The organism is Hymenobacter glaciei (assembly GCF_039539585.1).
GTDB classification, from domain to species: Bacteria; Bacteroidota; Bacteroidia; order Cytophagales; family Hymenobacteraceae; genus Hymenobacter; species Hymenobacter glaciei.
This window is the reverse complement of sequence record NZ_BAABDK010000001.1, coordinates 563,069-585,013: the sequence shown is the minus strand read 5'-3', so window position 1 is coordinate 585,013 and position 21,945 is coordinate 563,069. Positions and strand designations below refer to the sequence as shown.

The 21,945-nt window shown below is 58.0% G+C and carries 18 protein-coding genes and 1 pseudogene; 15 read left to right on the top strand and 4 right to left on the bottom strand.

Features of this window, described 5'->3' with window-relative positions; genetic code table 11:
- Positions 1-473 precede the first annotated feature (473 nt).
- Positions 474-1,982 (bottom strand): acetyl-CoA carboxylase biotin carboxylase subunit, encoded by a 1,509-nt coding sequence (gene accC, locus ABD837_RS02640; RefSeq protein WP_345049935.1) that lies wholly within the window; start codon positions 1,980-1,982, stop codon positions 474-476.
- A 352-nt stretch (positions 1,983-2,334) separates the two neighbouring features.
- Between accC and ABD837_RS02635 the strand changes: the two genes are divergently transcribed.
- A complete protein-coding gene (locus ABD837_RS02635) occupies positions 2,335-3,582 on the top strand; it encodes an aminotransferase class I/II-fold pyridoxal phosphate-dependent enzyme (protein ID WP_345049932.1) in 1,248 nt (415 codons plus the stop codon).
- Between the two features lie 254 nt (positions 3,583-3,836).
- Positions 3,837-4,007: pseudogene (locus ABD837_RS02630) on the top strand (histone H1); the annotation flags it as partial.
- Positions 4,008-4,220: 213 nt separating this feature from the next.
- Here ABD837_RS02630 and tyrS read toward each other — a convergent pair.
- On the bottom strand, positions 4,221-5,531 hold the full coding sequence (tyrS, locus tag ABD837_RS02625; RefSeq protein ID WP_345049930.1) for a tyrosine--tRNA ligase: 1,311 nt from the start codon (positions 5,529-5,531) through the stop codon (positions 4,221-4,223).
- A gap of 174 nt (positions 5,532-5,705) precedes the next feature.
- On the opposite strand from tyrS, the gene holA reads away from it, so the two are divergent.
- The 3 genes from holA to ABD837_RS02610 all read left to right on the top strand — a co-directional run bounded on the left by holA (position 5,706) and on the right by ABD837_RS02610 (position 7,935).
- On the top strand, positions 5,706-6,767 hold the full coding sequence (gene holA / locus ABD837_RS02620) for a DNA polymerase III subunit delta (RefSeq protein WP_345049927.1): 1,062 nt from the start codon (positions 5,706-5,708) through the stop codon (positions 6,765-6,767).
- 56 nt (positions 6,768-6,823) lie between these two features.
- Entirely contained in the window at positions 6,824-7,039 is a 216-nt protein-coding gene (locus ABD837_RS02615) for a hypothetical protein (protein WP_345049924.1), read from the top strand.
- 221 nt (positions 7,040-7,260) lie between these two features.
- The gene (locus ABD837_RS02610; protein ID WP_345049922.1) at positions 7,261-7,935 is read left to right on the top strand and encodes an ATP-grasp domain-containing protein; all 675 of its coding nucleotides are present in this window, start codon (positions 7,261-7,263) and stop codon (positions 7,933-7,935) included.
- Between the two features lie 17 nt (positions 7,936-7,952).
- Here ABD837_RS02610 and ABD837_RS02605 read toward each other — a convergent pair whose 3' ends face one another.
- Positions 7,953-8,501, bottom strand: coding sequence for a 2'-5' RNA ligase family protein (locus ABD837_RS02605; RefSeq protein WP_345049919.1), 549 nt, complete (start codon positions 8,499-8,501; stop codon positions 7,953-7,955).
- Positions 8,502-8,775: 274 nt separating this feature from the next.
- On the opposite strand from ABD837_RS02605, the gene ABD837_RS02600 reads away from it, so the two are divergent.
- The 9 genes from ABD837_RS02600 (at position 8,776) to trmB (ending at position 20,361) form a co-directional block, all read left to right on the top strand.
- Complete coding sequence (locus tag ABD837_RS02600) at positions 8,776-9,462, top strand: DUF4288 domain-containing protein (RefSeq protein WP_345049916.1); 687 nt, start codon at positions 8,776-8,778, stop codon at positions 9,460-9,462.
- Positions 9,463-9,624: 162 nt separating this feature from the next.
- Positions 9,625-12,885, top strand: a complete 3,261-nt coding sequence (locus tag ABD837_RS02595; protein WP_345049915.1) for a tetratricopeptide repeat protein — start codon at positions 9,625-9,627, stop codon at positions 12,883-12,885.
- A gap of 35 nt (positions 12,886-12,920) precedes the next feature.
- Complete coding sequence (locus ABD837_RS02590; RefSeq protein WP_345049912.1) at positions 12,921-14,705, top strand: TonB-dependent receptor; 1,785 nt, start codon at positions 12,921-12,923, stop codon at positions 14,703-14,705.
- Between the two features lie 103 nt (positions 14,706-14,808).
- Entirely contained in the window at positions 14,809-15,990 is a 1,182-nt protein-coding gene (locus ABD837_RS02585) for an HU domain-containing protein (protein WP_345049910.1), read from the top strand.
- Between the two features lie 8 nt (positions 15,991-15,998).
- Positions 15,999-16,694, top strand: coding sequence for a MotA/TolQ/ExbB proton channel family protein (locus ABD837_RS02580; RefSeq protein WP_345049908.1), 696 nt, complete (start codon positions 15,999-16,001; stop codon positions 16,692-16,694).
- Positions 16,695-16,785: 91 nt separating this feature from the next.
- The gene (locus tag ABD837_RS02575; protein ID WP_345049905.1) at positions 16,786-17,208 is read left to right on the top strand and encodes an ExbD/TolR family protein; all 423 of its coding nucleotides are present in this window, start codon (positions 16,786-16,788) and stop codon (positions 17,206-17,208) included.
- An 81-nt stretch (positions 17,209-17,289) separates the two neighbouring features.
- Complete coding sequence (locus ABD837_RS02570) at positions 17,290-18,171, top strand: hypothetical protein (protein WP_345049902.1); 882 nt, start codon at positions 17,290-17,292, stop codon at positions 18,169-18,171.
- A gap of 116 nt (positions 18,172-18,287) precedes the next feature.
- The gene (locus tag ABD837_RS02565) at positions 18,288-19,601 is read left to right on the top strand and encodes a bifunctional folylpolyglutamate synthase/dihydrofolate synthase (RefSeq protein ID WP_345049900.1); all 1,314 of its coding nucleotides are present in this window, start codon (positions 18,288-18,290) and stop codon (positions 19,599-19,601) included.
- A gap of 94 nt (positions 19,602-19,695) precedes the next feature.
- A complete protein-coding gene (gene trmB, locus ABD837_RS02560) occupies positions 19,696-20,361 on the top strand; it encodes a tRNA (guanosine(46)-N7)-methyltransferase TrmB (protein ID WP_345049899.1) in 666 nt (221 codons plus the stop codon).
- A gap of 113 nt (positions 20,362-20,474) precedes the next feature.
- On the opposite strand, the gene ABD837_RS02555 is transcribed toward trmB, so the two are convergent.
- Complete coding sequence (locus ABD837_RS02555) at positions 20,475-21,074, bottom strand: hypothetical protein (RefSeq protein ID WP_345049896.1); 600 nt, start codon at positions 21,072-21,074, stop codon at positions 20,475-20,477.
- Between the two features lie 131 nt (positions 21,075-21,205).
- On the opposite strand from ABD837_RS02555, the gene rpe reads away from it, so the two are divergent.
- Entirely contained in the window at positions 21,206-21,919 is a 714-nt protein-coding gene (rpe, locus tag ABD837_RS02550) for a ribulose-phosphate 3-epimerase (protein WP_345049894.1), read from the top strand.
- Positions 21,920-21,945: the final 26 nt, after the last annotated feature.

The following is a 21,945-nucleotide window of genomic DNA, read 5'->3' as shown; positions in this document are numbered from 1 at the left end:
CTTTATTTGCGCGGACTCAAAGCCATGCACTACACTTTGACCAAACTGGCTGCGTAACATCAGTTACTAATACCCATTCTCTAGCAAGACGAATTAAGTCACATGGCTTTAACTCGTTTGCCTCAGTCTTGAAAATCAAAGAAGAGATTTTGATATTGACACTGTCGCCATTCTGTGTCGCGTCGATATAGAAGAGACCGAGTTTACTTAAATGATTGTGCTGAATGAAATTTCAAATCTCAGTAGCAACCGCAGGAATTTTAAGTGACAATGCAGCCTCTTGGCTAGTAAATGATTTGTGATTCTCTTGGGCACAGGCAGCCATTAGTAGGAATAAGACAACTGCTGAAACATGAGGCAGAAAAGGCCGAATAGTCATGAACAATAAGCGTATAAATGCTTAAGTATCGTCACCATTGCGTGCTGCAAAATAAAGGTTGCTAAAGCTTGAATCTTTATTTCAACAATGAAGATTACCGCACGCCCAACCGATTCTTTCGCCAGCCCGAAGCCTGCTCGGCAGTTTCGCCAGTTGCAGCGGCCGCTTTCGGTTTCTTCTCGCTGAGTAGCATGGCGCCGAGCGCGGCGGCAACTTTTGCCGTGGCCTCGTCTGGGGTGGTAGGAGCGAGGGTGGTGGGGGTGAAATGGTCTTTGATGAAGTTGGTGTCGAAATCGCCGCTTACGAAAGCGGGGTGCGTGAGCACGTAGCGGCCAAAGCCGAGCGTGGTCTCGATGCCCGTGATTTTATACTCGTCAATGGCGCGCAGCATGCGGGCAATGGCCTCGGCGCGGTCGGCCCCGAAGGTAACCAGCTTGGCAATCATCGGGTCGTAGTAAATCGGAATGTCCATGCCCTGCTCGAAGCCGTCGTCGACGCGTACGCCGGGGCCCTGGGGGCGCACGTAGGTGGTGAGGGTTCCGATATCGGGGAGGAAGTTGTTTTGCGGGTCCTCGGCGTACACGCGCAACTCGAGGGCGTGGCCGGTGATGGTGAGGTCTTCCTGGCGGAAGGCCAGGGGCTCGCCCTGGGCCACTTTGATTTGTTCCTTCACCAGGTCAAGGCCCGTGATTTGTTCCGTCACGGGGTGTTCTACCTGCAGGCGGGTATTCATCTCGAGGAAGTAGAAGTTGCGCTTCTCATCGAGCAAAAATTCCACGGTGCCGGCACCAGCGTAATTGCAGGCGCGGGCCACGTCTACAGCGCAGCGGCCCATTTCGGCGCGCAGCTCGGGGGTGAGCACCGACGACGGCGCTTCTTCAATTACCTTCTGGTGGCGGCGCTGTATGCTGCACTCACGCTCGAACAGATGCACGATGTTGCCATGCTCGTCGCCCAGCACCTGAATTTCGATGTGGCGCGGACCGGTCACAAACTTCTCAATGAAAACGGCCCCATCGCCAAATGCCAACACGGCCTCGTTGATGGCCAACTGCATCTGCTCCTCAAACTCGTCGGCCCCGTTCACAATGCGCATGCCCTTGCCGCCGCCGCCAGCCGAGGCCTTGATGAGAATAGGAAAGCCCACTTCCTCGGCAATGCGCTTGGCAGCGGGCACATCAGATATGGCTTCGGCCGTGCCGGGCACCAGCGGAATGTTGTAGGCCTGTACCGCCTGCTTGGCCGAGAGCTTGTCGCCCATGATTTCCATGGCTTCGGGCGAAGGACCCACGAAAATCAGGCCTGCCTCGCGCACCATCCGGGCAAACCCGGCATTCTCCGAAAGGAAGCCGTAGCCGGGGTGAATGGCATCGACGCCTAGTTCCTTGCACACGGCCAGAATCTTGTCGCCACGCAGGTAGCTGTCTTTCGAGGCGGGCGGACCTACGCATACTGCTTCGTCGGCGTAGCGCACGTGCAGGGCGTTGCGGTCGGCCTCGGAGTAGATGGCCACGGTGGCAATGCCCATTTCTTTGGCGGAGCGCAGAACACGCAGGGCAATTTCACCCCGGTTGGCAACGAGCAGCTTGGTGATTTTTTTCATGTGGGTGGGAAGCGGATAGAAATCAGACCCGTCCTGCCGAACGAGGCCGAAACAACTCGCGTGTTGTCGCGAATTAATGAGGTTGTAACGACTGGCTTACTACCACAAGCAGGGGGCTTTGACAGGGCACAGCCTGCTACTTAGGATTGATGGTATTAGAAAGCACGCACAAAGAAACTGCGAAACTGTAGCCCGACGGTAAACCCGGGAGGCATTATCTGGTTATTAAGCCCAAATTATGCACATCGGCGGCCTATGGTTACCTTTGTGGTTGGGCCGTTTGGATAGTAGCTTAAAATCCTCTAAACGGCCGTTGCAGCGCGTTACATCACCACCTAATTCCCGTTTTTCAGTGGATATTTTCGACCGGGTTTCGGCCAACCGCGGCCCCTTGGGTTCGCAATCGCATTACGCCCACGGCTATTTCGCTTTTCCGAAGCTGGAAGGCCAAATCAATCCCCGCATGCTATTTCGGGGCAAAGAGGTGCTGACCTGGAGCCTGAATAACTACCTGGGCCTGGCCAACCACCCCGAAGTGCGGCAGGCCGACATCGACGGCGCCACCGACTACGGCATGGCGTACCCCATGGGAGCGCGCATCATGAGCGGTAACTCGACGAACCACGAGCGCCTCGAAAACGAGCTGGCCGACTTCGTGCAAAAGCCCGGTGCGCTGCTGCTGAATTTCGGTTACCAGGGCGTCGTGAGCATTATCGATGCGCTGGTGAGCCGGCACGATGCCATTGTGTACGACGCCGAGTCGCACGCCTGCATCATCGACGGCGTACGCCTGCACCAGGGCAAGCGGTTCGTATTTAACCATAATGACATGGCCAGCCTCGAAAAGCAGCTGGAGCGCGCCAAGCGCCTGACCGACGAAACGGGCGGTGGCATTCTGGTTATTACGGAGGGCATGTTTGGCATGTCGGGCAACTTGGGCAAGCTGCCCGAAATCGTGGAACTGAAGAAGAAATTCGACTTCCGCATCTTCGTCGACGATGCGCACGGATTCGGCACTTTGGGCGCTACCGGGGCCGGCACGGCCGAGCATTTGGGCTGTATTGAAGGCGTAGACCTGATTTTTTACACCTTCGCCAAGAGCATGGCCAGCATCGGTGCGTTTGTGGCTGGTGAGGAAAGCGTGATTGAATATTTGCGTTATAACATGCGTAGCCAGATTTTCGCCAAATCGTTGCCCATGCCATTGGTAATTGGGGCGCTGAAGCGTTTGGAGCTGATTCGCAACCACCCCGAGTACCGCGAAAAGCTGTGGACCGTGGTGCGTGCCCTGCAGGGCGGCCTGCGCGAAAAAGGGTTCAACATCGGTACGACCGAATCGCCGGTTACGCCCGTGTTACTGAACGGTGAGTTGTCGGATGCAACGGCCCTAACCTTTGATTTGCGTGAGAACCACGGCATTTTCTGCTCCATCGTGGTGTATCCAGTGGTACCCAAGGGCGTGATTATGCTGCGCCTGATTCCGACGGCCATGCACACGCTGGACGATGTGCAGGAAACGATTGCAGCCTTCGAAACCGTGGCGGCCAAGCTCGACAAAGGGCTTTACAGCAAAACGCCCGTTGCTTCGCAAACAGCTTAGAATAGCCTGCCAAGGCACATTGCGCCGGCCACCTGCAAGGGTGGCCGGCGCTTTCGTTTTTGAACTATTCTAAGCTAAGGGCTTTAGCGGTACTTGCTGCAAACGGGGTTTTTTAGAGTAAAATCGGCCTCTGAATGCCGGGAACGGGGTTTTTAAAAAAACGCTAAAAAGTTGCTTGCATTTGAAATCCCTGTATATTAGGGCCGGCTTAACACCACCAACCATTCATTTTTCACCCCAAACCACAACCCCCAATGAACAATTTCAGCCAACTGAAAGACCTCGTGATGTCGCTCGAAGACGATTTCTCGAAATTCTACGAGAAGCAGAACGCCGCTGCCGGTACCCGCGTGCGTAAAGGCATGCAGGAGCTGAAAACAATGGCTCAGGCGTTCCGCACCGAAGTACAGAACACCAAGAACTCGGCTACTGCTACCGCTCCTAAGGCTGCTGCTGGTGCCAAGAAAGCGGCTCCTGCTAAGAAGGCCGCTGCACCTGCTGCCAAAAAGGCTGCTCCTGCCAAGAAGAAGTAATCACGAATTCGTCGGAATCGACGGCTTTTGTAGATGACGAAAAAGGCCCCGCTAATCAGCGGGGCCTTTTTTATGTTGGCTGTTCCTGGTAGAAATGCTGTTTAATTATACCAGCTCCACCAAAAAGTAATTCTTCTTGCCTTTCTGCACCACCAAATATTTGCTGGCCAAGTGCTGTAGGGCCGCTACTGGCGCATCGGGAGAGGTCACTTTCTCACGGTTGATGCTTACGCCGCCAGCCTGAATCATTTTGCGGGCTTCGCCTTTGGAAGGGAAGATTTTGTTTAACGTGAAATCGCTGAGGAAGGTGGCGGCGTTGAGTTCAGTCATTTCATCGCGCAGTACGCGCAGGTGTGGCACACCGGCGAATACGTCGAGCAGCGTAGCTTCATCGAGGGAGGCGAGGTCGCCACCACCAAAAAGTACCTGCGAAGCGGCAATAGCCGCCTCGGTCGCTTCGACTGAATGCACGCGCGTGGTGACATCGGCTGCCAGCGCCTTTTGCAGGATGCGCAGGTGTGGAGCAGCGGCGTGCTCGGCTTCCAATGTATCAATTTCTGCCTTCGATAGCAGCGTGAACACGCGGATGAGTCGCGGAGCGTCGGCGTCGGCGGCGTTGAGGAAAAACTGGTAGAACTGGTAAGGCGAAGTCAGCTTGGGGTCGAGCCAGACGGTGCCGGTTTCGGACTTGCCGTACTTGGTGCCGTCGGCCTTGGTGATGAGCTGGCCGGTGAGGGCATAGGCTTTGGCTTCGCGCTCGTCGGCGTTGGCGAGGCGACGGATGAGCTCTGTGCCGGTGGTGATGTTGCCCCACTGGTCGCTGGCGCCCATTTGCAGGGTGCAGCCAAGCGTTTTGTTGAGGTGCACGAAGTCGTAGCCCTGCAGCAGCTGGTAGCTGAACTCGGTGTAGCTGATGCCGCTGCTGTCGCCGTCCTCGCCGCCACCGATGCGGCGCTTCACCGAATCCTTGGCCATCATGTAGTTTACGGTGAGGTGCTTGCCTACTTCTCGTAGAAATTCAAGGAAGCCGAAGTTCTTGAACCAGTCGTAGTTGTTCACCACCAGCGCGCCGGTGGGACCTTCCGAGAAATCCAAAAACTTCTCGAGCTGGGCCTGAATACCGGCCTGGTTGTGGCGCAGCGTGGTTTCGTCGAGCAGGTTGCGCTCGGCTGATTTGCCGCTGGGGTCGCCAATCATACCGGTAGCGCCGCCCACCAGGGCCAGCGGGCGGTGGCCGGCGCGCTGCAAATGCACCAGCAGCATGATGGTGGCCAGGTTGCCAATGTGCAGCGAAGCGGCCGTGGGGTCGAACCCAATGTAGCCGGTAATGGGTGCATTGGCAGCGAGGTGTTCGGCGGTGCCGGGCATGGCGTCGTGAAACATGCCGCGCCAGGTCAGTTCTTCAATCAGGGACATAGAGTCGGAGGGACTTAGGGGCTTGGGAACTTGTGGACTTGGTTTTGGGCATTGCCGCGAAAACCTGCCACTATATTAAGTGGGCAAAGGTAGGGCGGGGCTCAACCAAGGCCTAATTTTGCGGTGGAACTGTCCAGGTCCCACGTCCCTAAAGACGGCAAGTTCCCATTTGTTATGCCCTTATTAGAAGCCGACGCGATACTTAAGCAGCTGCAGCAGCGCCAGTTTCAACCCGTGTATTTTTTGCAGGGCGAAGAGCCGTACTACATCGATGTAGTGGCCGACCTGATTGAAAAAACTGCCTTGGCGGAGCACGAGCGTAGCTTCAACCAGATGGTGGTGTACGGCAAGGACGTGGACGTAACGGCTATTCTGGGCCAGGCCAAGCGGTTTCCGATGATGGCCGAACGCAGCGTCGTCATCGTGAAAGAAGCCCAGACCATAGCCGACCTGGAGCAGGAGCGGAACTGGCCTTTCCTGGAGGCTTACCTGAAAAACCCACTGCCCAGCACCGTGCTGGTGTTCTGCTACAAGCACAAAACGCTGGACTCGCGCAAGAAGCTCGGTAAGCTCCTCGCTGGCAAAGACTCGCCGGCCGTGCTCATGACCAGCAAGAAGCTCTACGACAACCAGGTGCCACAGTGGCTCACGGCCAACGTGCGCAACCGGGGGCAGCAAATAACCGGGCAGGCCACGGCCATGCTGGCCGAGTATATCGGGGCCGATTTGGGCCGGCTGGCCAACGAAATCGACAAACTGATGCTGAACCTGAAGCCGGGGCAGCCCATCGACGAGGAGTTGGTGCAGCGCATGGTGGGCATCAGCAAGGACTACAACATTTTTGAGCTGCAAAAGGCGCTGGTGCAGCGCGACGTGCTCAAGGCCAACCGCATTCTGGCCTACTTCGCGGCCAATCCCAAGGCCAACCCGCTCATCCCGAACCTGACGCTGCTGTTCAACTTTTTCAGCAAGCTGCTCGTGCTGCACCAGGCCGGGCCCAACCCACCCGATGGCGTATTCAAGAGCCTGGGCATTGTAAACAGCTTTGCACAGAAGGAATACCAGCAGGCAATGCGCGTGTTTCCGCCCGAGCGGGTGGTGGGGCTTATTCACGCTATCAGAAGGGCTGATGCCCAAAGCAAGGGCATCGAAAGCGGCTCGATGGACGATGCCGAGATTCTGCGGGAGTTGGTGTGGCTGATACTGCACAATGTGCCGGCCGGGGTGCTGGAGTAACGACTAGGATGAATACGCCGTACAAAGCGGGTCTTTCACCTTAAACTGACTTTACTATGAGCGATAACCAACCCAGCGGCACTCTCGGGGGCATGCTTTCCGGCCTGTTTGGTGGCCGAACAAACAACGATGGTACCCGCGCTTCCGGCTCAACTTCGGGAAGTTTGGTAAAAGGAGCCCTGCTGGCTGCCGGTGCTGCATACCTGTACAAGCGCTACAAAGCCGGCAACCTGAATGTGCCAAGCTTCCTATCCAAGCAAAAGCAGGCTTAACCTCGTCACGTCTGTGGCCAAAAGGTCCCGTTAGCATTGGCTAGCGGGACCTTTTCTTTGTCCTTCCAATTTGCAGCTGTTCGTACTTGCCAATTCTTTGCGATACCAAGGAGGTGTCCGAAACTGCTTCAAGAATTGCTGCCATCGTCTAGACCTTTCTCATGCGAGCCCATATCCATTTCCACCATGGCATTCCCCAGAGCGTCAATAACTAATTGGCAATGGACGGTTTCCAGCAAATGGGTTGGGAAATTGTGCCTTATACCGATGCAGAGCCAGTGCATGACCTCGCACCCGATGAAGTAGTAGTCGGGCACATTGCGGCCGTGCGGGCCAGCCTGCGGTCGCTGGGAATGGTTGTGCCCGCTGAGTTAGGGTATCCGGCGTCGCTGTTGCCTTTTCTGGGGCGGCGGTTGTGGCGCAGCACCATCAACGCCGTAGCGGCTGATGCCAGCCTATGGCCCGTATTTGTAAAGCCCTTGCACGACGCCAAAAAATTCACGGGGGTGTTGGTGCGCAGCCCTCGCGACCTGGTGGGCTGCGGCGACCAATACGAAGACACGCCGGTGTGGTGCGCCGAGCCCCTGCATTTCGTGACCGAATGGCGCTGCTTCGTGCGCTACGGGCGTATTTTGGACGTGCGGCCCTATAAAGGGGATTGGCGAGCTCATTTTGACCCCCGCGTGATAGAACAAGCATTAGCTGCGTACCTGCCGGAAGCCCCAACTGCATTTTCGCTGGACATTGGTTGTACGGCCACCGGCCAAACCGTGGTGGTGGAAGTGAACGATGGCTACGCCCTAGGTTCCTATGGGCTGATGCCGCTGGCGTACGCGAAATTCCTCTCGGCGCGCTGGGCCGAAATGACGGGAAGTGTAGACTATTGCGACTTCTGAGGGCTCGGCAAATGCGATTATTCGACCCCCTCGGGCAGCGCAAACGTGCCCCGAGGCTGCCAGTGCTGGCCATCGTGGCGGTACAGGGTAATGTTGGGTACGACGAATGTGCCTACGAAGGAGCGGGCCTCGAATTCCGCCCGCAAAGCCGGTACCTGCGCGGGAGGCAAGTCGCGGGTAGCGAGTGTAAGGTGCGGCGTAAACGGACGGTTTTCGGGCCGAACTTCGGGCAAATGAATAGTGCACCAACCCATTAGCGCGGCGTGGAAGGCCTGCAGTCTTTCAGCTGCGCTCACCCGCACAAATAAGGTGCGGTTGCCGAACCAGGCAAACCCATCGAGGCCTATCGAAAACTGGGGCTGCGTGGCGGCAAACTCATCCAGCGCCGCCGTACAGGCCGCCTCGAAGCCATCGGGCTGGCGCAGGGGCGGAATAAGGGTGATGTGCGGCGGTAGACGAACTGAGTTGCGGCTGCCCGTTAAGTCGTGTACTTCCTGCTTCAGGGCCCACGTTTGGGAGAATAAGGGCTCCGGGGGAAGTAGGGCTACCAGATAAAGCGCGTTCATACAGGCAAAAGCTATGGTGAGGCGGCAACGTGTTTTTTAAAAGTGCGGACACGGCCTCGTCAATAGGTCTGATAAGCTTGGCAGCATCGGGAGGGAGCACACTTTTGACGTTTTTAAAATTCCCGCTGGCCACTCTGGCCTGTAGTTGTGCTCAAGGTAAGGCCGGCAGTGAAGCAGTTGGTAAGCAAAAAAAGGCTTCACTATGCCTACCTAGTTCTACTTAGTATGTGCTTTCCTTTGTCAGGAAAAGGTTCATTAAGTATCTCAGCGTTTTATGAAAACAATAAATGGCCTGGACGAATGGAGCCTGCAATACAACGACTTGCCTGTGCTCGACAACAACGCTACTGTTCATTTGAATTTGATATACCCAAATTATAAATCGGTAGTGGCATATGCACCCCAAGAACGAGGACGTCAGATTTCGGCCCAGCTACGGGCAGCTTTTAAGGCGTTAAAAGCACGAATTCCAAAGGTGCCATTTGCAAGACGGGGTTCTCATATGCGACCAACCGGCATGACGCTACAATTGCCCCTAAACCAGTTAGCCTCGCTTTTAGCCCGTCACGAAGTCAGTAGCATCACCTTAGAGGCAATTGAAGGGATGACTCGGAAAAAACCTGCAGCCACAAAGTGCTTTTGGAGCATTAAAGCCCGCTTCGCAATACAGATTGAGAATGTTACGGGTGGGCTGCAGACCTACGAAGACCGCATTCTGCTGGTGAAAGCCGCGGATGAGGAGGAGGCCCACCGCAAGCTGCTGCCAAGCTTTGCTAGTTACGCAGAGCCGTATTTGAGTTCGGCCGGATTACTGGTAAGGTGGCAATTCGAGGAATTCCTGGATGCGTACGAAACTGATGTTTCGTCCCTGGACGCATTTCTGCGTGACGAGGGGGTGGAGGTGTTTTCTGAGCTAGGCACTCGGAAACGCAAAGCGGGTTACGAATGGCGGCCGGAGTAAAGCACGTGGCAAGCCTTAACTGGCAGGATAAACTGGTCGTATCGAGCTTCAGGTCTGGCAATGAAAACCGCTTTTCCACGTTGCCGGGGCAACCTACGGGCATTTATCGCTACTTTTGGCCAGTTCCCGGGCCCGGTGTGGCCCCCCACGCAAGGACATTACATGAAGCTATTCCCCCGGTTGGCGCTGGCCGCCGCCCTGAGCGCCGCGGCCCCCGTGGCCGCTACTGCCCAGCAAACCCAGGTGTTTGCCGCCGACGAGCGGCACTTTCAGGAAGGATTGGAGCTGTTTGACCGCGGCCAGTATGGGGCCGCCCAAGAGGCATTCCGGCAGTACCTGGCCATCGAGCCAGTGCGCCAGGGTCAGGTTGGCCCCACCGCCTCCGACCGCACCGCCGACGCTGAGTACTACTACGCTGTGAGTGGCCTCTACCTTTCGCACCCCGATGCCGAAGGGCTGATTCTGGATTTCGCGGCTCACCACCCGGCCCACCCGCGCGCGGCTGTGGCCTATTTCGAGTTGGGCAAGTTTTACTTCGACCAGAAGAACTACGAATCGGCCATCCGCTACTTTACCAAAGTAGCGCCCGATAACCTGAGCAACGACCAGCGCGCTGAGTCCGATTTCAAGCTGGCCTACAGTTACTTCGAGCAGAAGGACTACGAGAAGGCCCGCTTGCTGTTCGACCGCAACAAGCAGGTGCAGAGCCAGTACAAGTATGCCAGCTCGTACTATGCCGGCTACCTGGCCTACCGGGCCGGCGACTTTGCCGGGGCCCGCACCGACCTGAGCGTGGCCGAGCAGAATGATGCGTACAAACCGGTGGTGCCGGCCATCATGACGCAGATTTACTACAAGGAGGGCAACTACGACGGCCTGATTGCCTACGCCAGTAAGGCCCTGCAAAACACGCCGCCCCCGCAAAATTCTGACGAAATTCAGCTGCTGCTCGGCGATGCGTACTACCAGAAAGACCAGTACAAAGAAGCCGCCGACAACTTCGATAAGTACGCGGTGCTGCACAAGGGCCGCATCGAACCGGCGCTGCAGTACAAGATTGGTTTCGCCAACTACAAGATGGGCGACTTCAAGGGGGCCATTGCCAGCCTGAAGACCGTGGCCGTGCGCCGCGACTCGCTGGGCCAGAATGCCGCATACCACCTGGGCCTGAGCTACATCCAAACCAATCAGAAGCGTGAGGCCGTCACGGCCTTCGAAGCGGCCCGCCAAAGCACCTTCGACCGTGCCGTGGCCGAAAACGCCACCCTGAAGCTGGGCCAGGTGCAATACGAGCTGGGCAACCTGCCCGAAACCATTGCCGTCCTGCGCGACTTCCGCAAGCGTTTCCCGCGCTCAAAAAACCAGGCCGCGGTCGACGATTTGCTGAGCAACAGCTTCCTGTCGAGTACCGACTACGCCCAGGCGCTGGCCTACCTCGAAGGCCTCGACGACCGCAGCGACAAGCTGAACGCCACCTACCAGCGTGTAGCCTACGCCCAGGCCGCCACGCTGTACAACAACGGCAACTATGCCCAGGCGCTGCCGCTACTCGACAAGTCGCTGCAGTTTCCGACTGACGATGGCCTGCGGGCAGCAGCCCAGGTGTTGCGCGGCGAGATTTTCAGCGTGGGCCAGCAGTACCCCGATGCCATTACGGCCTACGCCGCGGCCGCTCGGTCGGCCCGGCAGGATGGCGTGAGCCCCGAGGAGGCTGACTTTGAACAAAAAGCTCGTTACGGGCTGGGCTACGCCTACTACAACACCAAGCAGTACGACCGTGCCCGCTCGCAGTTCCAGGCTTTCCTGAACGATACCGATGCCAAGCCGTCGGACATCAACTATTACGATGCCACGCTGCGCTTGGCCGATACCTATTACGTAGCCAAAACCTACCCGCAGGCCCTGTCGCTGTACGACAAAGTCATTCAGGCCAACGCCGCCGACAAGGATTACGCTTATTACCAAAAAGGGCGCACGCTGGGCGCCATGGGCCGCCGCGACGAAGCCAGCAGCACGCTCGCCGCGCTGCTCAAAACCAGCCCCAACTCGCGCTATGCTGAGGATGCAGTGTTCCAGCAGGCCCAGCTGTCGTTCGAGGCGGGCGACTACCAGCCGGCCGTCGCGGGCTTCTCGAAGCTGATTGATAACCGGCCCAACAGCCCGCTTATTCCTCAGGCTTTGCAGAAGCGCGGTGTAGCCTATGCAAACCTGCAGCAGCAGGACAAAGCCGTGGCCGACTTCCAACGCGTGCTCACGAATTATCCGCGGAGCGAGGCCGCCTCGCAGGCCTTATACAGCCTGCAGGAAAGCCTCACCGCCCTTGGCCGCACCGAAGAATTTGATGCCTCACTGGCTTCTTTTAAGGCCCAGAACCCCGACAGCAAAGCCACCGAAAGCGTGGAATTCGAAGCGGCAAAGTCATTGTATCTGTCTGAAAAATACCAGCCTGCCATTCTGCGTCTGGAGTCTTACTTGAAGCAGTACCCGCAGTCGGCACTTGGTGCTGATGCCCGCTTCTTCCTGGCCGATGCTTACCTGAAAACCGGCGACCGTCAGCAGGGCCTTACCCGTCTGCGCGCTGTGGTTGAGGAAGGCAAGTCCGAATTTGTGAACCGCGCTGTTGGCCGTTTGGCTGACCTCGAATTCGAGAACAAAAACTACGCGGCCGCCGCCAAGCTTTACGAGCGTCTGCGCGGGGCCAGCACCAACCGCCGCGAGGTTGCCAACGCTACGCTGGGTCAGATGCGCAGCCTCTACGAAAGCGCCGATTACCCCGGTACCCGCCGGGTAGCCGAGGAGTTGCGCGCCCAGGCCGGCGCTACTGCCAACGCCACCAACGCTGCTTTGCTCTATTTAGGCAAAGCCAGTCTGCGCACCGACCAACTCGACCAGGCTGCTACCGAGCTCACGGCAGCGGTTGCTGCTGCACCCAACGACATCAACGGGGCCGAAGCGCAATACTATCTGGCCGAAACCCTCTTCAAGCAGAAGAAAACCGAAGAAGCCAAAGCCGCTGCCCTGAAGGTGAACTCTGACTTCAGCAGCTACTCCCTGTGGCTGGGCCGAGCCTTCCTATTGGTGGCCGACATCTATGCCGCCGAAGGCGATAATTTTCAGGCACGAGGTACGCTGAACTCGCTTATCGATAACAATTTCCCGGTGCCCGAAATCCTGGAGGCCGCAAAGCAGCGCCTCAAGACCCTCGGCGCTGACCAACCGGACGAAACCACCGAGCCGGCCCCAACCAAAAAGCCGCCGGTGAAAGCCCCGGTAAAAGCTCCTACCAAGGCTCCCGCGAAACCAACCTCTTCTGCTACTGCGCCCCCCAAGCCGACGACTGCTCCGGCCAAGGGCAAAACCACCGTGCCCCGCACCAACCTGCGCGGCAACACCACTGCCCCGGCCGACACCACCCAGCGCTAGCCGCGGTGCCTTTTTTCATTGAAACCTCCCTGCTGATGAAGCGTTTGTCGATACTTACTTCACATACTGGTCCGCGCTCTGCCGCTGGGCTGGTGCTGGCCGCTGTGCTGGCCGGCGGCCTGGCTCCGGCCGCTGCCCAGACCCAGCCCCCCAAAAAGCGCACTGGGCAGATTGAAGAAGCCGAGATTGAGATTGTGAAGGAACGGGTGAATCTGCTGCCCGAAGCTACGCGCAACTACGAGAAAATCAAGCTGCCCGCCCCGCCCAAAGTCGAGCGCAAGGTGGCGTATACCTTTCCCGATTTCCGCTTGCCCGCCAACCGCCTCGCCCCATCGGTAAAAGTGCTCACCATTCGGGCCGAGGAACCCACGCCGCTCACTGGCAACCTTGTAAAGCTTGGCATCGGCAACTATGGCACGTTTTACGGGCGCGGCTACTTTCACAGCACCCGCAACACCGACCACGCCTATGGTTTGGACATCAAGCATATCAGCTCCATCCAGGGGCCGGTAGATGGCAAAAATTCGCGTATGTCCGAAAACAGCGCCCACCTGATGGGTGAGCTGTACCGGGGCACCGGGGCGTTCGGAGCCACGCTGGACTTTGGCCGTGAGCGGTATAATTTCTACGGCTACGAGAAAGCCGCCAATGCCAGTCCCGTAACCACGCCCGAGTCAGCCGATATCAAGCAGATTTTTAGCCGTTTCGCCGTGAAGGCCTACGCCCATAACCGCGACCCCGAGCAGGTGCTGACCTATGATGCGGGCATTGGGTACCGCTATTGGGCCGACAACTTTGCCGCTTCCGAAAACGATGTGCGGCTGAACGCTAAAGTTGGGTACGCTCTCAGCGAATCCAGTAGGATTACCGTAGCCGCTGATGCCTCGTTTATTTCGGATAAAGACCAGGCGGCTCCCACAACGGGCAATCCCAACCCGGCTTCGCTTACTCGCACGCGCACGTTTGTACAGGCCACGCCAGCCTACGAGTTCCTGAAGAATAACATTGCCGTGACGGTGGGGGCCACGCTGGGCTATTCCAGCGATACCACCACCAACGTGAGCAAAACCAGCGCCTATCCTGCAATCCGTTTGGGCTACACCATTGAGCCTGAAAAATTCATGGTGTACGCCGGCTTGGGCGGGGCTATTCAGCGGGTAACCCGCTACGACCTGAGCACCGAGAACCCCTGGCTCAACCGTGGACTGAATGTAGCCGACACGCATCGCGGGCCCACCATTTACGCTGGCTTTACATCGACGCCGGCTCGGGGCCTGGAATTCAATGCCCGCGCCACGTTTGCCCGCGACCGCAACCTGTACTTCTACCTCAATAACCCCATCGACCCTACGCGTTTCGACCTAGTGTATGATAGGCAAGGCACCACCGTGTTGAACCTGCACGGCGAACTGCTATACAATGCCGCTGAAAAATTCCGCATCGGCACGCGCATGGACTATAATACGTACACGCTCAAAAACCTCCCGGCGCCTTTTCACCGGCCCGAGTTTCAGGGCTCCGTGTTCGGTACCTATAACGTGTTCGATAAGCTGATGCTCGGCGTCGAAGGCTACTTCTACTCGGCGAGCTATGGCATCAGCTACCGGCCGGCGGCCACGCCTAGCGCGGTGCGCACCGCCGATTTCTACCGCGCCACCGACCCGGTTATCGACCTGAATCTGCGCGCCGACTACCGCATTACGCCAAAAATATCCATCTTTGTGATGGGTAACAACCTCGTCAACCGACAGTATCAGCGCTTCTATGGGTATCCGGTGAAGGGCATCAACGTACTGGGCGGGGCTACCTACACTTTCTAAGTTAAGTGTTGAGTGTTGAAGGTGAAACGCTTTATTGCTTTTAAAGTAGTAAGCTTAAGCCTGATAACTCCCGGCTTTTAACACTATACTTTTCGCTGATACAATGCATCTCGCCGACCACATCCGTCCTTTGCTCCGTGACCACGACTGCGTGATTATTCCGGACTTTGGCGGACTCGTGGCCGATGTATCGCCGGCCCGGGCCCAGCCCGGTCGGCAGGCCCTGAGCCCACCCACCAAACTTGTTGCCTTCAACCAAGCCCTCACGCGCAACGATGGGCTGCTGGTTGATGCCCTGAGCCAGCACCTGGGCTTGCCCATTGCCGAAGCGCGTGAGCGGGTGCGTGCGGCCGTGGCCGGCTTGCACCAGGAGCTTGACGAGAACAACCGCACCGAGCTGCCGGGTATTGGCATTTTCCGTCGCGCCGCCGGCCGTGGACTCGCCTTTGAGTACACGGGTACCGATAACCTGCTTGCTTCCTCGTTCGGCCTGCCCGAACTGGCCGCCCGCCCGGTGCGCACCGGCGAAAGTCGCAAGTTGCCGCAGCCCGTGTTGCGCGGCGCACGCACCCGCCTGGCCCGCTTCGTGCCTGCCAGCATCATCGCGGTAGCTGTTAGCCTGCTGTTGATTGCTAATTACCAGGTGGCCCTCAAAGCTGGGTACCTGCCCACGGCCCTGCGTACGTCGGTGCCAAAATGGGAGTGGGCGCAACGCCGCGCTGCCACGCCCGCGGTTGCAGCCGAGCCTCAACAGGCTGCCTTGGGCCAGCACGACTTTGGTCGCCCAGCGCCAGAGGCCACTGAGGGGCTAACGCCCATTGCCGAAACGCCGCCCGCAGTTCCCGAAATGGGCTCATCAAGCGACCTCACAGATACACCAGTGCGTAAAGCGCCGGTGGTGCGTGCCGAAACTGGGTCAACCAACGCACCAATTAGCTCAGCGAAGGCTGCCGCTGCTGAGCCGGCAGAAGTTGTAGCCACAATGGCTGCGCCGGCAGTGGTGGCCGCGCCGCGCAAGGCTGTAGTCATCAACAGCAGCACAATTAAAACCCGTACGGGTCGTTTCTACGTTATTGCCGGAGCCTACACCAGCCTGGCCCGGGCCGAAGCGGGCCGCCGCAACCTGCTCCGGGCTGGCCACACGGCCCGCATCATCCTGCCGCATTTTGGTACGCGGTATTTCCGCCTTACGGCCGGCGACTTTGCCGACCAGGCCTCGGCCCAGCGCGAGGCCCAGCGCTTGCGCCTGAGCACGCGCTGCGACTACATTACGCTGAAATATTAATCGACCGCATGTCCGTATTCCTCCTGCAAGTGGTTCCCACCGCTGCCGATACCCTCAATACCGCCGCCACTGCTGCTCCCATTGCCTCCGCCGACGTTCCGGTTATCGACCTGCTGATGCGGGGGGGCTTGATTATGATTCCGCTGGTAGCGCTGTCGCTGCTCTCGCTCTACATCATTCTCGAGCGCTACTTCACCATCCGCAAAGCCGCTGGCGACCCGGACTCGTTCATGGCCAACATCCGTGCCCTTATGGTAAAGGGTGACCTAGCCGGCGCCAAACTGCTTTGCGCCCAAACTGCCTCGCCACTGGCCCGAATGGTTGAGAAAGGCCTGCGCCGCATCGGCCTGCCACTCAAGGAAATCGAGACGAGCGTGGAGAACGTGGGCAAGATTGAAATTGCCCGCCTTGAAAAGAACATCAGTATCCTAGGAATCATCGCCGGCATTGCGCCCATGATTGGCTTCGTGGGTACCATCATCGGCGTTATCAAAATATTCTATTCAATTGCCGCGACCAAGGAGTTCGGCATTCCGCAGGTGGCCGATGGCCTCTACGTGAAGCTTGTGACTTCCGCTACTGGCCTTATTGTCGGCATCATCGCCCACGTGGGCTACCATTGGCTCAGCATTCTGGTTGAGCGCATGGTGTTTCGCATGGAGAACTCGGCCATCGAGTTCATGGACATTCTGCAGGATAACTAATCAATGAAGAATGAGGAATGAGGAATGAAGAAGTGGTTTCGGCCAACTCCGTCATTCCTCGTCCCTCGTTCCGCATTCTTCATTAAAAAGAATGAATCTTTCCCGCCGTCATCGTCTCACTTCGCACGTCGAAACCGGGGCTATGAACGACATCATGTTCTTCCTGATGTTGTTCTTTCTGATTGCTTCCACGCTGGTGAACCCCAACGTCATCAAATTGCTCTTGCCAAACGCAAAGTCGAGCAAGCAAGTAATGAAGCAGCCCATCACCATATCAGTTGATGCGGCTGGAACCTACTTCGTGAATAAGAAGCCGGTGAACCCATCGGCGGTGGAGTCGGAGTTGGTGGCACTGGTAGGGCCAACCACGCCTACCAGCGAGCAGCCCACGGTGGTGCTGCGCGTCGACAACTCATTGAACGTACAGAAGCTGGTTGATATTCTGGAAATTGGCAACCGGCTCAAGCTGAAAATGGTAATGGCCACGCAAGCCCAGCAGGCAGCCGGTAAATAAGCAGGCGTGAGGAACGAGTAGCAACATTCTTTGTTTCTAGTCTTGTATTCTTCATTGCTCATTCTTCATTCCTCCCCGAAAATGGCCATTGATTATCCCGAACCGCATCGCCGCGAAGCCCTGATTGGCACCCTGATCGTGCACGGGCTGCTGCTGCTGCTGTTTTTGTTCACGCACTTTCATGGGCCCAACCCGCCGCTGGCAACGTTGGGCGGAGATGGCGTAGAACTAAACTACGGTCTCGATGAAGCGGGCTCGGGCGATATTCAGAGCATGGCTCCGGCCAATAACTCGCCCAACCGCGAAGACAGCCGCCCGCCGAAAGCCAGCCCCGACCCGCAACCGCGCCCCGTGGCCACGGCTACGCCCGACCCCACTCCACCCGCGCAGGAGAAAATCATCACCAGCGACGCCGAAGAAAGCCCAGTTTCGGAAACTCCTGTTGAAACGCCTGCTCCACCCAAGGAGGAAGTGAAACCTGCCCCGCGTATGCCGCGCAAAGTAGCCGTAACATTTGCTCCCAAAGGCAATGCCACCGGTGGTGGTAATGGGGTGAACGGCACCAGCAATGTGCCTACAGGCAACAACAACGGCGACCGCCCCGGTACTACCGGCGACCAGGGCGACCCCAACGGCTCGCTCGACGCCAAAGCCCTGTACGGCGCTGGGGGCCGTGGTGGCACGGGGAGCAGCCCCGGCAGCGGCGGCCTTGAAATGAGCGGATGGCGATTTGAGAGTACACCTGTGGTGCAGGCCATCGATGATAACTCCGGCGTGGTGCGCTTCAAGATTAAGATTTCTTCGGATGGAGAAGTAGAGTCGGTTTCCAAAGTGTCAGGCAACGTATCGCCGGCTCAGGAAAAGCTTTGCCGCGATAAGCTGCTTGATGCCAACTTTGTGAAGACCAATAGTGCCACGGGAGGTGCTACCGGGTTCTATACGTTTAAAATCTCGGTGCGCTAATCCGCGTAACCCCCATAAAAAGGCCCGCAACCTACAGCAAGGTTGCGGGCCTTTTTATGGGCCGACGGTGCACTGTGCTGTAATTTGGGGCTTTCAACTTTCAAGACTTGCTACCTGTGACCTACGCCGAAACCCTTTCCTATCTCTACGAGCAGTTGCCCATGTTCCAGCGAGTGGGTGCGGCTGGCTTCAAAAAAGGGCTCGGTAATACAATAGCCTTGGCCGAAGCGCAGGGACACCCTGAGCACGGGTTCCGGAGCGTGCACGTGGCCGGTACCAATGGCAAGGGCAGCAGTTCGCACCTGCTGGCAGCAGTCCTGCAAGCGGCCGGTTACAAAGTGGGCCTTTACACTTCCCCGCACCTGCGCGAGTTCACCGAGCGCATCCGGGTGAACGGGCGCGAGCTGTCGCAGGAATACCTGGTGCAATGGGTAACCAAGTGGAGGCCCTTGTTCGAGCAGGTGCAGCCATCTTTTTTCGAGATGTGCGTGGCACTGGCCTTTTCCTATTTCGCCGAGCAGCGCGTGGATGTGGCCGTGGTCGAAGTAGGGCTTGGAGGTCGGTTTGATTCCACGAACATCATCACGCCGCTGGTTTCACTCATCACCAACATCAGCTACGACCATCAAGCGTTGCTGGGCAACACGCTGCCTGAAATAGCAGGGGAGAAGGCTGGGATTATCAAGCCCGGTGTGCCAGTGGTAATAAGCCAAATGCAGCCCGAAGTGGCCGAAGTTTTCCGCAGCGAAGCGGCCGCAAAGCTGGCTCATCTGGTCTTTGCCGATGAAATCTACCAGGCCAGCTTCACCGCCGAGGGCGACCCCGAAACGGGCTTGCGGCCGCTGGCCCTGCGCCAACACGGCCGCCTATACCTGCCCAATGCGGAGTTAGGCCTGCCCGGCGACTATCAGCAGCTGAACCTGCCCGGCGTATTGGCTACCCTTGACGAGTTGCGCGCCCAAGGTTTCCGCATTACAGAGGCGGCGGTGCGCGCCGGTTTGCGGCAAGTAACCCAGCTTACCGGCCTGCGCGGACGCTGGAGTGTAATTGGGCGACGGCCACTGGTTGTGTGCGACACCGGCCACAACGAAGCTGGCCTGCGCATGGTAATGAATCAGCTACAACGCGTTCCACACCAGTGTTTACATTTGGTCATCGGCACGGTGAACGACAAGGACGTGCCTGCTGTGCTGACCCTGCTGCCTGCTGAGGCTAATTTTTACTTTTGTGCCGCTGCTATTCCGCGTGCGTTGCCAGCTTCCGAGTTGGCCGAACAGGGCCGTAAGGCTGGACTGCGTGGGCAAGCATACGAGTCGGTAACAGCTGCTGTGGCAGCCGCTCGGGCGGCCGCTGGGCCGCACGATGTCGTGTTTATCGGAGGCAGCACCTTTGTGGTGGCTGAGGTAGCCGAGCTTTATGACCCTGGTTAAGCGGCGGGCATCGTAATTTTGAGGCTGGCCCGGGCCTTCGGCTTTGAAAAAAAGAGGCGACGGGCATTTGTAAACCCCTCATTAACTACTGCTTTTGGCCCGCGTTAAGCTTCAGCGTTTCCACGACAACGCTACCCGCCCCGACATCATTGAACCGGGTAAACCCGAATACGAACAACTGGGCGGCCGTTGGCGCACCGATTTTTTCCGGGAGCCTCACCCACTTACGCTGGAAGTTGGCTGTGGCAAAGGCGAGTACACCGTGGGCCTGGCCCAACGCCACCCGGCCCGCAATTTTCTGGGGCTCGACATCAAGGGGGAGCGCATCTGGCGGGGGAGTGCCCGGGCCACCGAAATGGGTCTGAGGAATGTGGGCTTCGTGCGGATGCGCGCCGAAGCACTGGCGGCGCAGTTCGGCCCCGGCGAACTGGACGAAATTTGGATAACCTTTCCCGACCCCCGGCCACGCGACCGCGACATTAAGCGCCGGCTTACCTCCCCACGCTTTCTGGGGCTGTATGAACAATTGTTAACTGCCGGTGGATTGCTCCACTTAAAGACTGATAACGAAGGTCTTTTCGAATACACCCTCGAAGTCCTTGCCGCCCGGTCCGGGGCAGTAGTGGAGCGGTTTACCCGCGATTTGTATGCGGAAACCGACGCTGAGTTTACGGAAGCGCAGGCAATTCAAACAAATTTTGAAGGAAAGTACCGCGCTATTGGGGTACCCATCAAATACGTGCGCTTCCGGGTCAGCTAGTCTTTCAGTTTTTTGTCTGGTAGTAAGCGCGGGTTGTGCATAAACAAGGAAAGCATCTGAGAACCTTCGATTCAGGGTCTTTCAGATGCTTCTCTGCTCTCTATGCACCCAAATTATTCCATCTCCAGCGCTTCAAAAACGGCTTCGAGCTGGTCGAAATCGCGGAGCCCGGGCTTTACTTCATTGCCCGAAGGAAAGGACAAACCGGCTAGCGGCAGCTGGGTGGCCAGGGCACGAGCCCGTTCTGGATGCAGGCCAGGACCCAGCCACAACCGTCCCTGAGCAGCCAGCGCTACCAGTGCGCTAGGGGCTTCGCTCGATGAATTATCTGATAGTTCAACCACAAACCCAACCGGCGCTGACGGCAGCAGAACTGACCCGACCGCAAGCCCATCGGCGTTGAGTTCTAGGTAAACCGGCGGCGCAATTTCGGCTAGCTCATCCTCCGTACGGTAGGAGCGGAGCAGCACTGCATCAAGGGAACATTCAGCTGATAACGCATTAATATTTTCGGCGCTAAGCTGGTCGAACTCACCAATTAGTTCAACCCCCGCCACCCAGCCGGCCAGCTCCTTCATGGCCTTGGCATCGAGGTGGCCGGGCAGCGCGGGGTCGAGCACAAACGTGAGTTTGTCGGCCCCCATGCCGGCGCAGTAGCGGGCATCGGAGAGGTTGTTGATGCCGCGAATGAGCAGCGGAACGAGGTGAGGCACGTTAAGGTAATTAGTAATGGATTTTGAGCAGTAAGCCGAGGCCGGGAGTGAAATGTGTAGCCTCGGACGGCCACAAAAGTAGAGCCAGACGGCATTCGGGGAGTGTGGCGGGTGGCTGTATCTTCGTGCCCATGAATACAACTCGTCGCGCTCCGTTGCTGGCCCCCTCGTTTCTGGCCGCTGACCTAGCCAATCTGCAAGCCGAAACCGAACTCTTGGCCAACAGCGCTGCCGACTGGCTGCACTTCGATGTGATGGATGGCCGGTTTGTGCCGAATATTTCGTTTGGCCTGCCCGTGCTGCAAGCCGTGGCCCGCTATGCCAAGCAGCCCATCGACGTGCATTTGATGATTGAGGAGCCGCAGCACTACCTGAGCGCGTTTCGGGATGCCGGAGCCAGTGGCATCACGGTGCATTACGAGGCCTGCCCGCACCTGCACCGCGTGGTGCAGCAAATCAAGCAGCTGGGGTGCCGGGCCGGCGTCGCCCTGAACCCCCACACGCCCGTGGCCCTGCTCGAAGACATCGCCGCCGACCTCGACGTGGTGCTGATTATGTCGGTTAACCCCGGTTTTGGCGGGCAGGCATTCATTCCGAACACCCTGAAAAAAGTGGCCATGCTCAAAGAGCTGTTGCTCGACAGCGGCTCCGAGGCGCTGATTGAAGTGGATGGAGGTGTGAATATGGACAATGCCGGCCCGCTGGTGGAAGCCGGCGCCGACGTGCTGGTGGCGGGCAACTTTGTGTTTAGCGCCCCAGAAGGGCCAGTAGCCACGCTGGCCCGCCTGCGCGAGCACTTGGCCGGATTGGAAATAGGCACCGAGGTCTCCACCCGGCGGCAATAGGTGCGCGGGCTCTTCGTTCTCTGCTT

What these genes read in the sequence shown, in the direction of transcription:
- accC (WP_345049935.1), bottom strand. Translation starts at nt 1,982, where the DNA reads ATGAAAAAAATCACCAAGCTGCTCGTTGCCAACCGGGGTGAAATTGCC.
- tyrS (WP_345049930.1), bottom strand. Translation starts at nt 5,531, where the DNA reads ATGTCCCTGATTGAAGAACTGACCTGGCGCGGCATGTTTCACGACGCC.
- holA (WP_345049927.1), top strand. Translation starts at nt 5,706, where the DNA reads ATGCCCTTATTAGAAGCCGACGCGATACTTAAGCAGCTGCAGCAGCGC.
- ABD837_RS02615 (WP_345049924.1), top strand. Translation starts at nt 6,824, where the DNA reads ATGAGCGATAACCAACCCAGCGGCACTCTCGGGGGCATGCTTTCCGGC.
- ABD837_RS02610 (WP_345049922.1), top strand. Translation starts at nt 7,261, where the DNA reads ATGGACGGTTTCCAGCAAATGGGTTGGGAAATTGTGCCTTATACCGAT.
- ABD837_RS02605 (WP_345049919.1), bottom strand. Translation starts at nt 8,501, where the DNA reads ATGAACGCGCTTTATCTGGTAGCCCTACTTCCCCCGGAGCCCTTATTC.
- ABD837_RS02600 (WP_345049916.1), top strand. Translation starts at nt 8,776, where the DNA reads ATGAAAACAATAAATGGCCTGGACGAATGGAGCCTGCAATACAACGAC.
- ABD837_RS02595 (WP_345049915.1), top strand. Translation starts at nt 9,625, where the DNA reads ATGAAGCTATTCCCCCGGTTGGCGCTGGCCGCCGCCCTGAGCGCCGCG.
- ABD837_RS02590 (WP_345049912.1), top strand. Translation starts at nt 12,921, where the DNA reads ATGAAGCGTTTGTCGATACTTACTTCACATACTGGTCCGCGCTCTGCC.
- ABD837_RS02585 (WP_345049910.1), top strand. Translation starts at nt 14,809, where the DNA reads ATGCATCTCGCCGACCACATCCGTCCTTTGCTCCGTGACCACGACTGC.
- ABD837_RS02580 (WP_345049908.1), top strand. Translation starts at nt 15,999, where the DNA reads ATGTCCGTATTCCTCCTGCAAGTGGTTCCCACCGCTGCCGATACCCTC.
- ABD837_RS02575 (WP_345049905.1), top strand. Translation starts at nt 16,786, where the DNA reads ATGAATCTTTCCCGCCGTCATCGTCTCACTTCGCACGTCGAAACCGGG.
- ABD837_RS02570 (WP_345049902.1), top strand. Translation starts at nt 17,290, where the DNA reads ATGGCCATTGATTATCCCGAACCGCATCGCCGCGAAGCCCTGATTGGC.
- rpe (WP_345049894.1), top strand. Translation starts at nt 21,206, where the DNA reads ATGAATACAACTCGTCGCGCTCCGTTGCTGGCCCCCTCGTTTCTGGCC.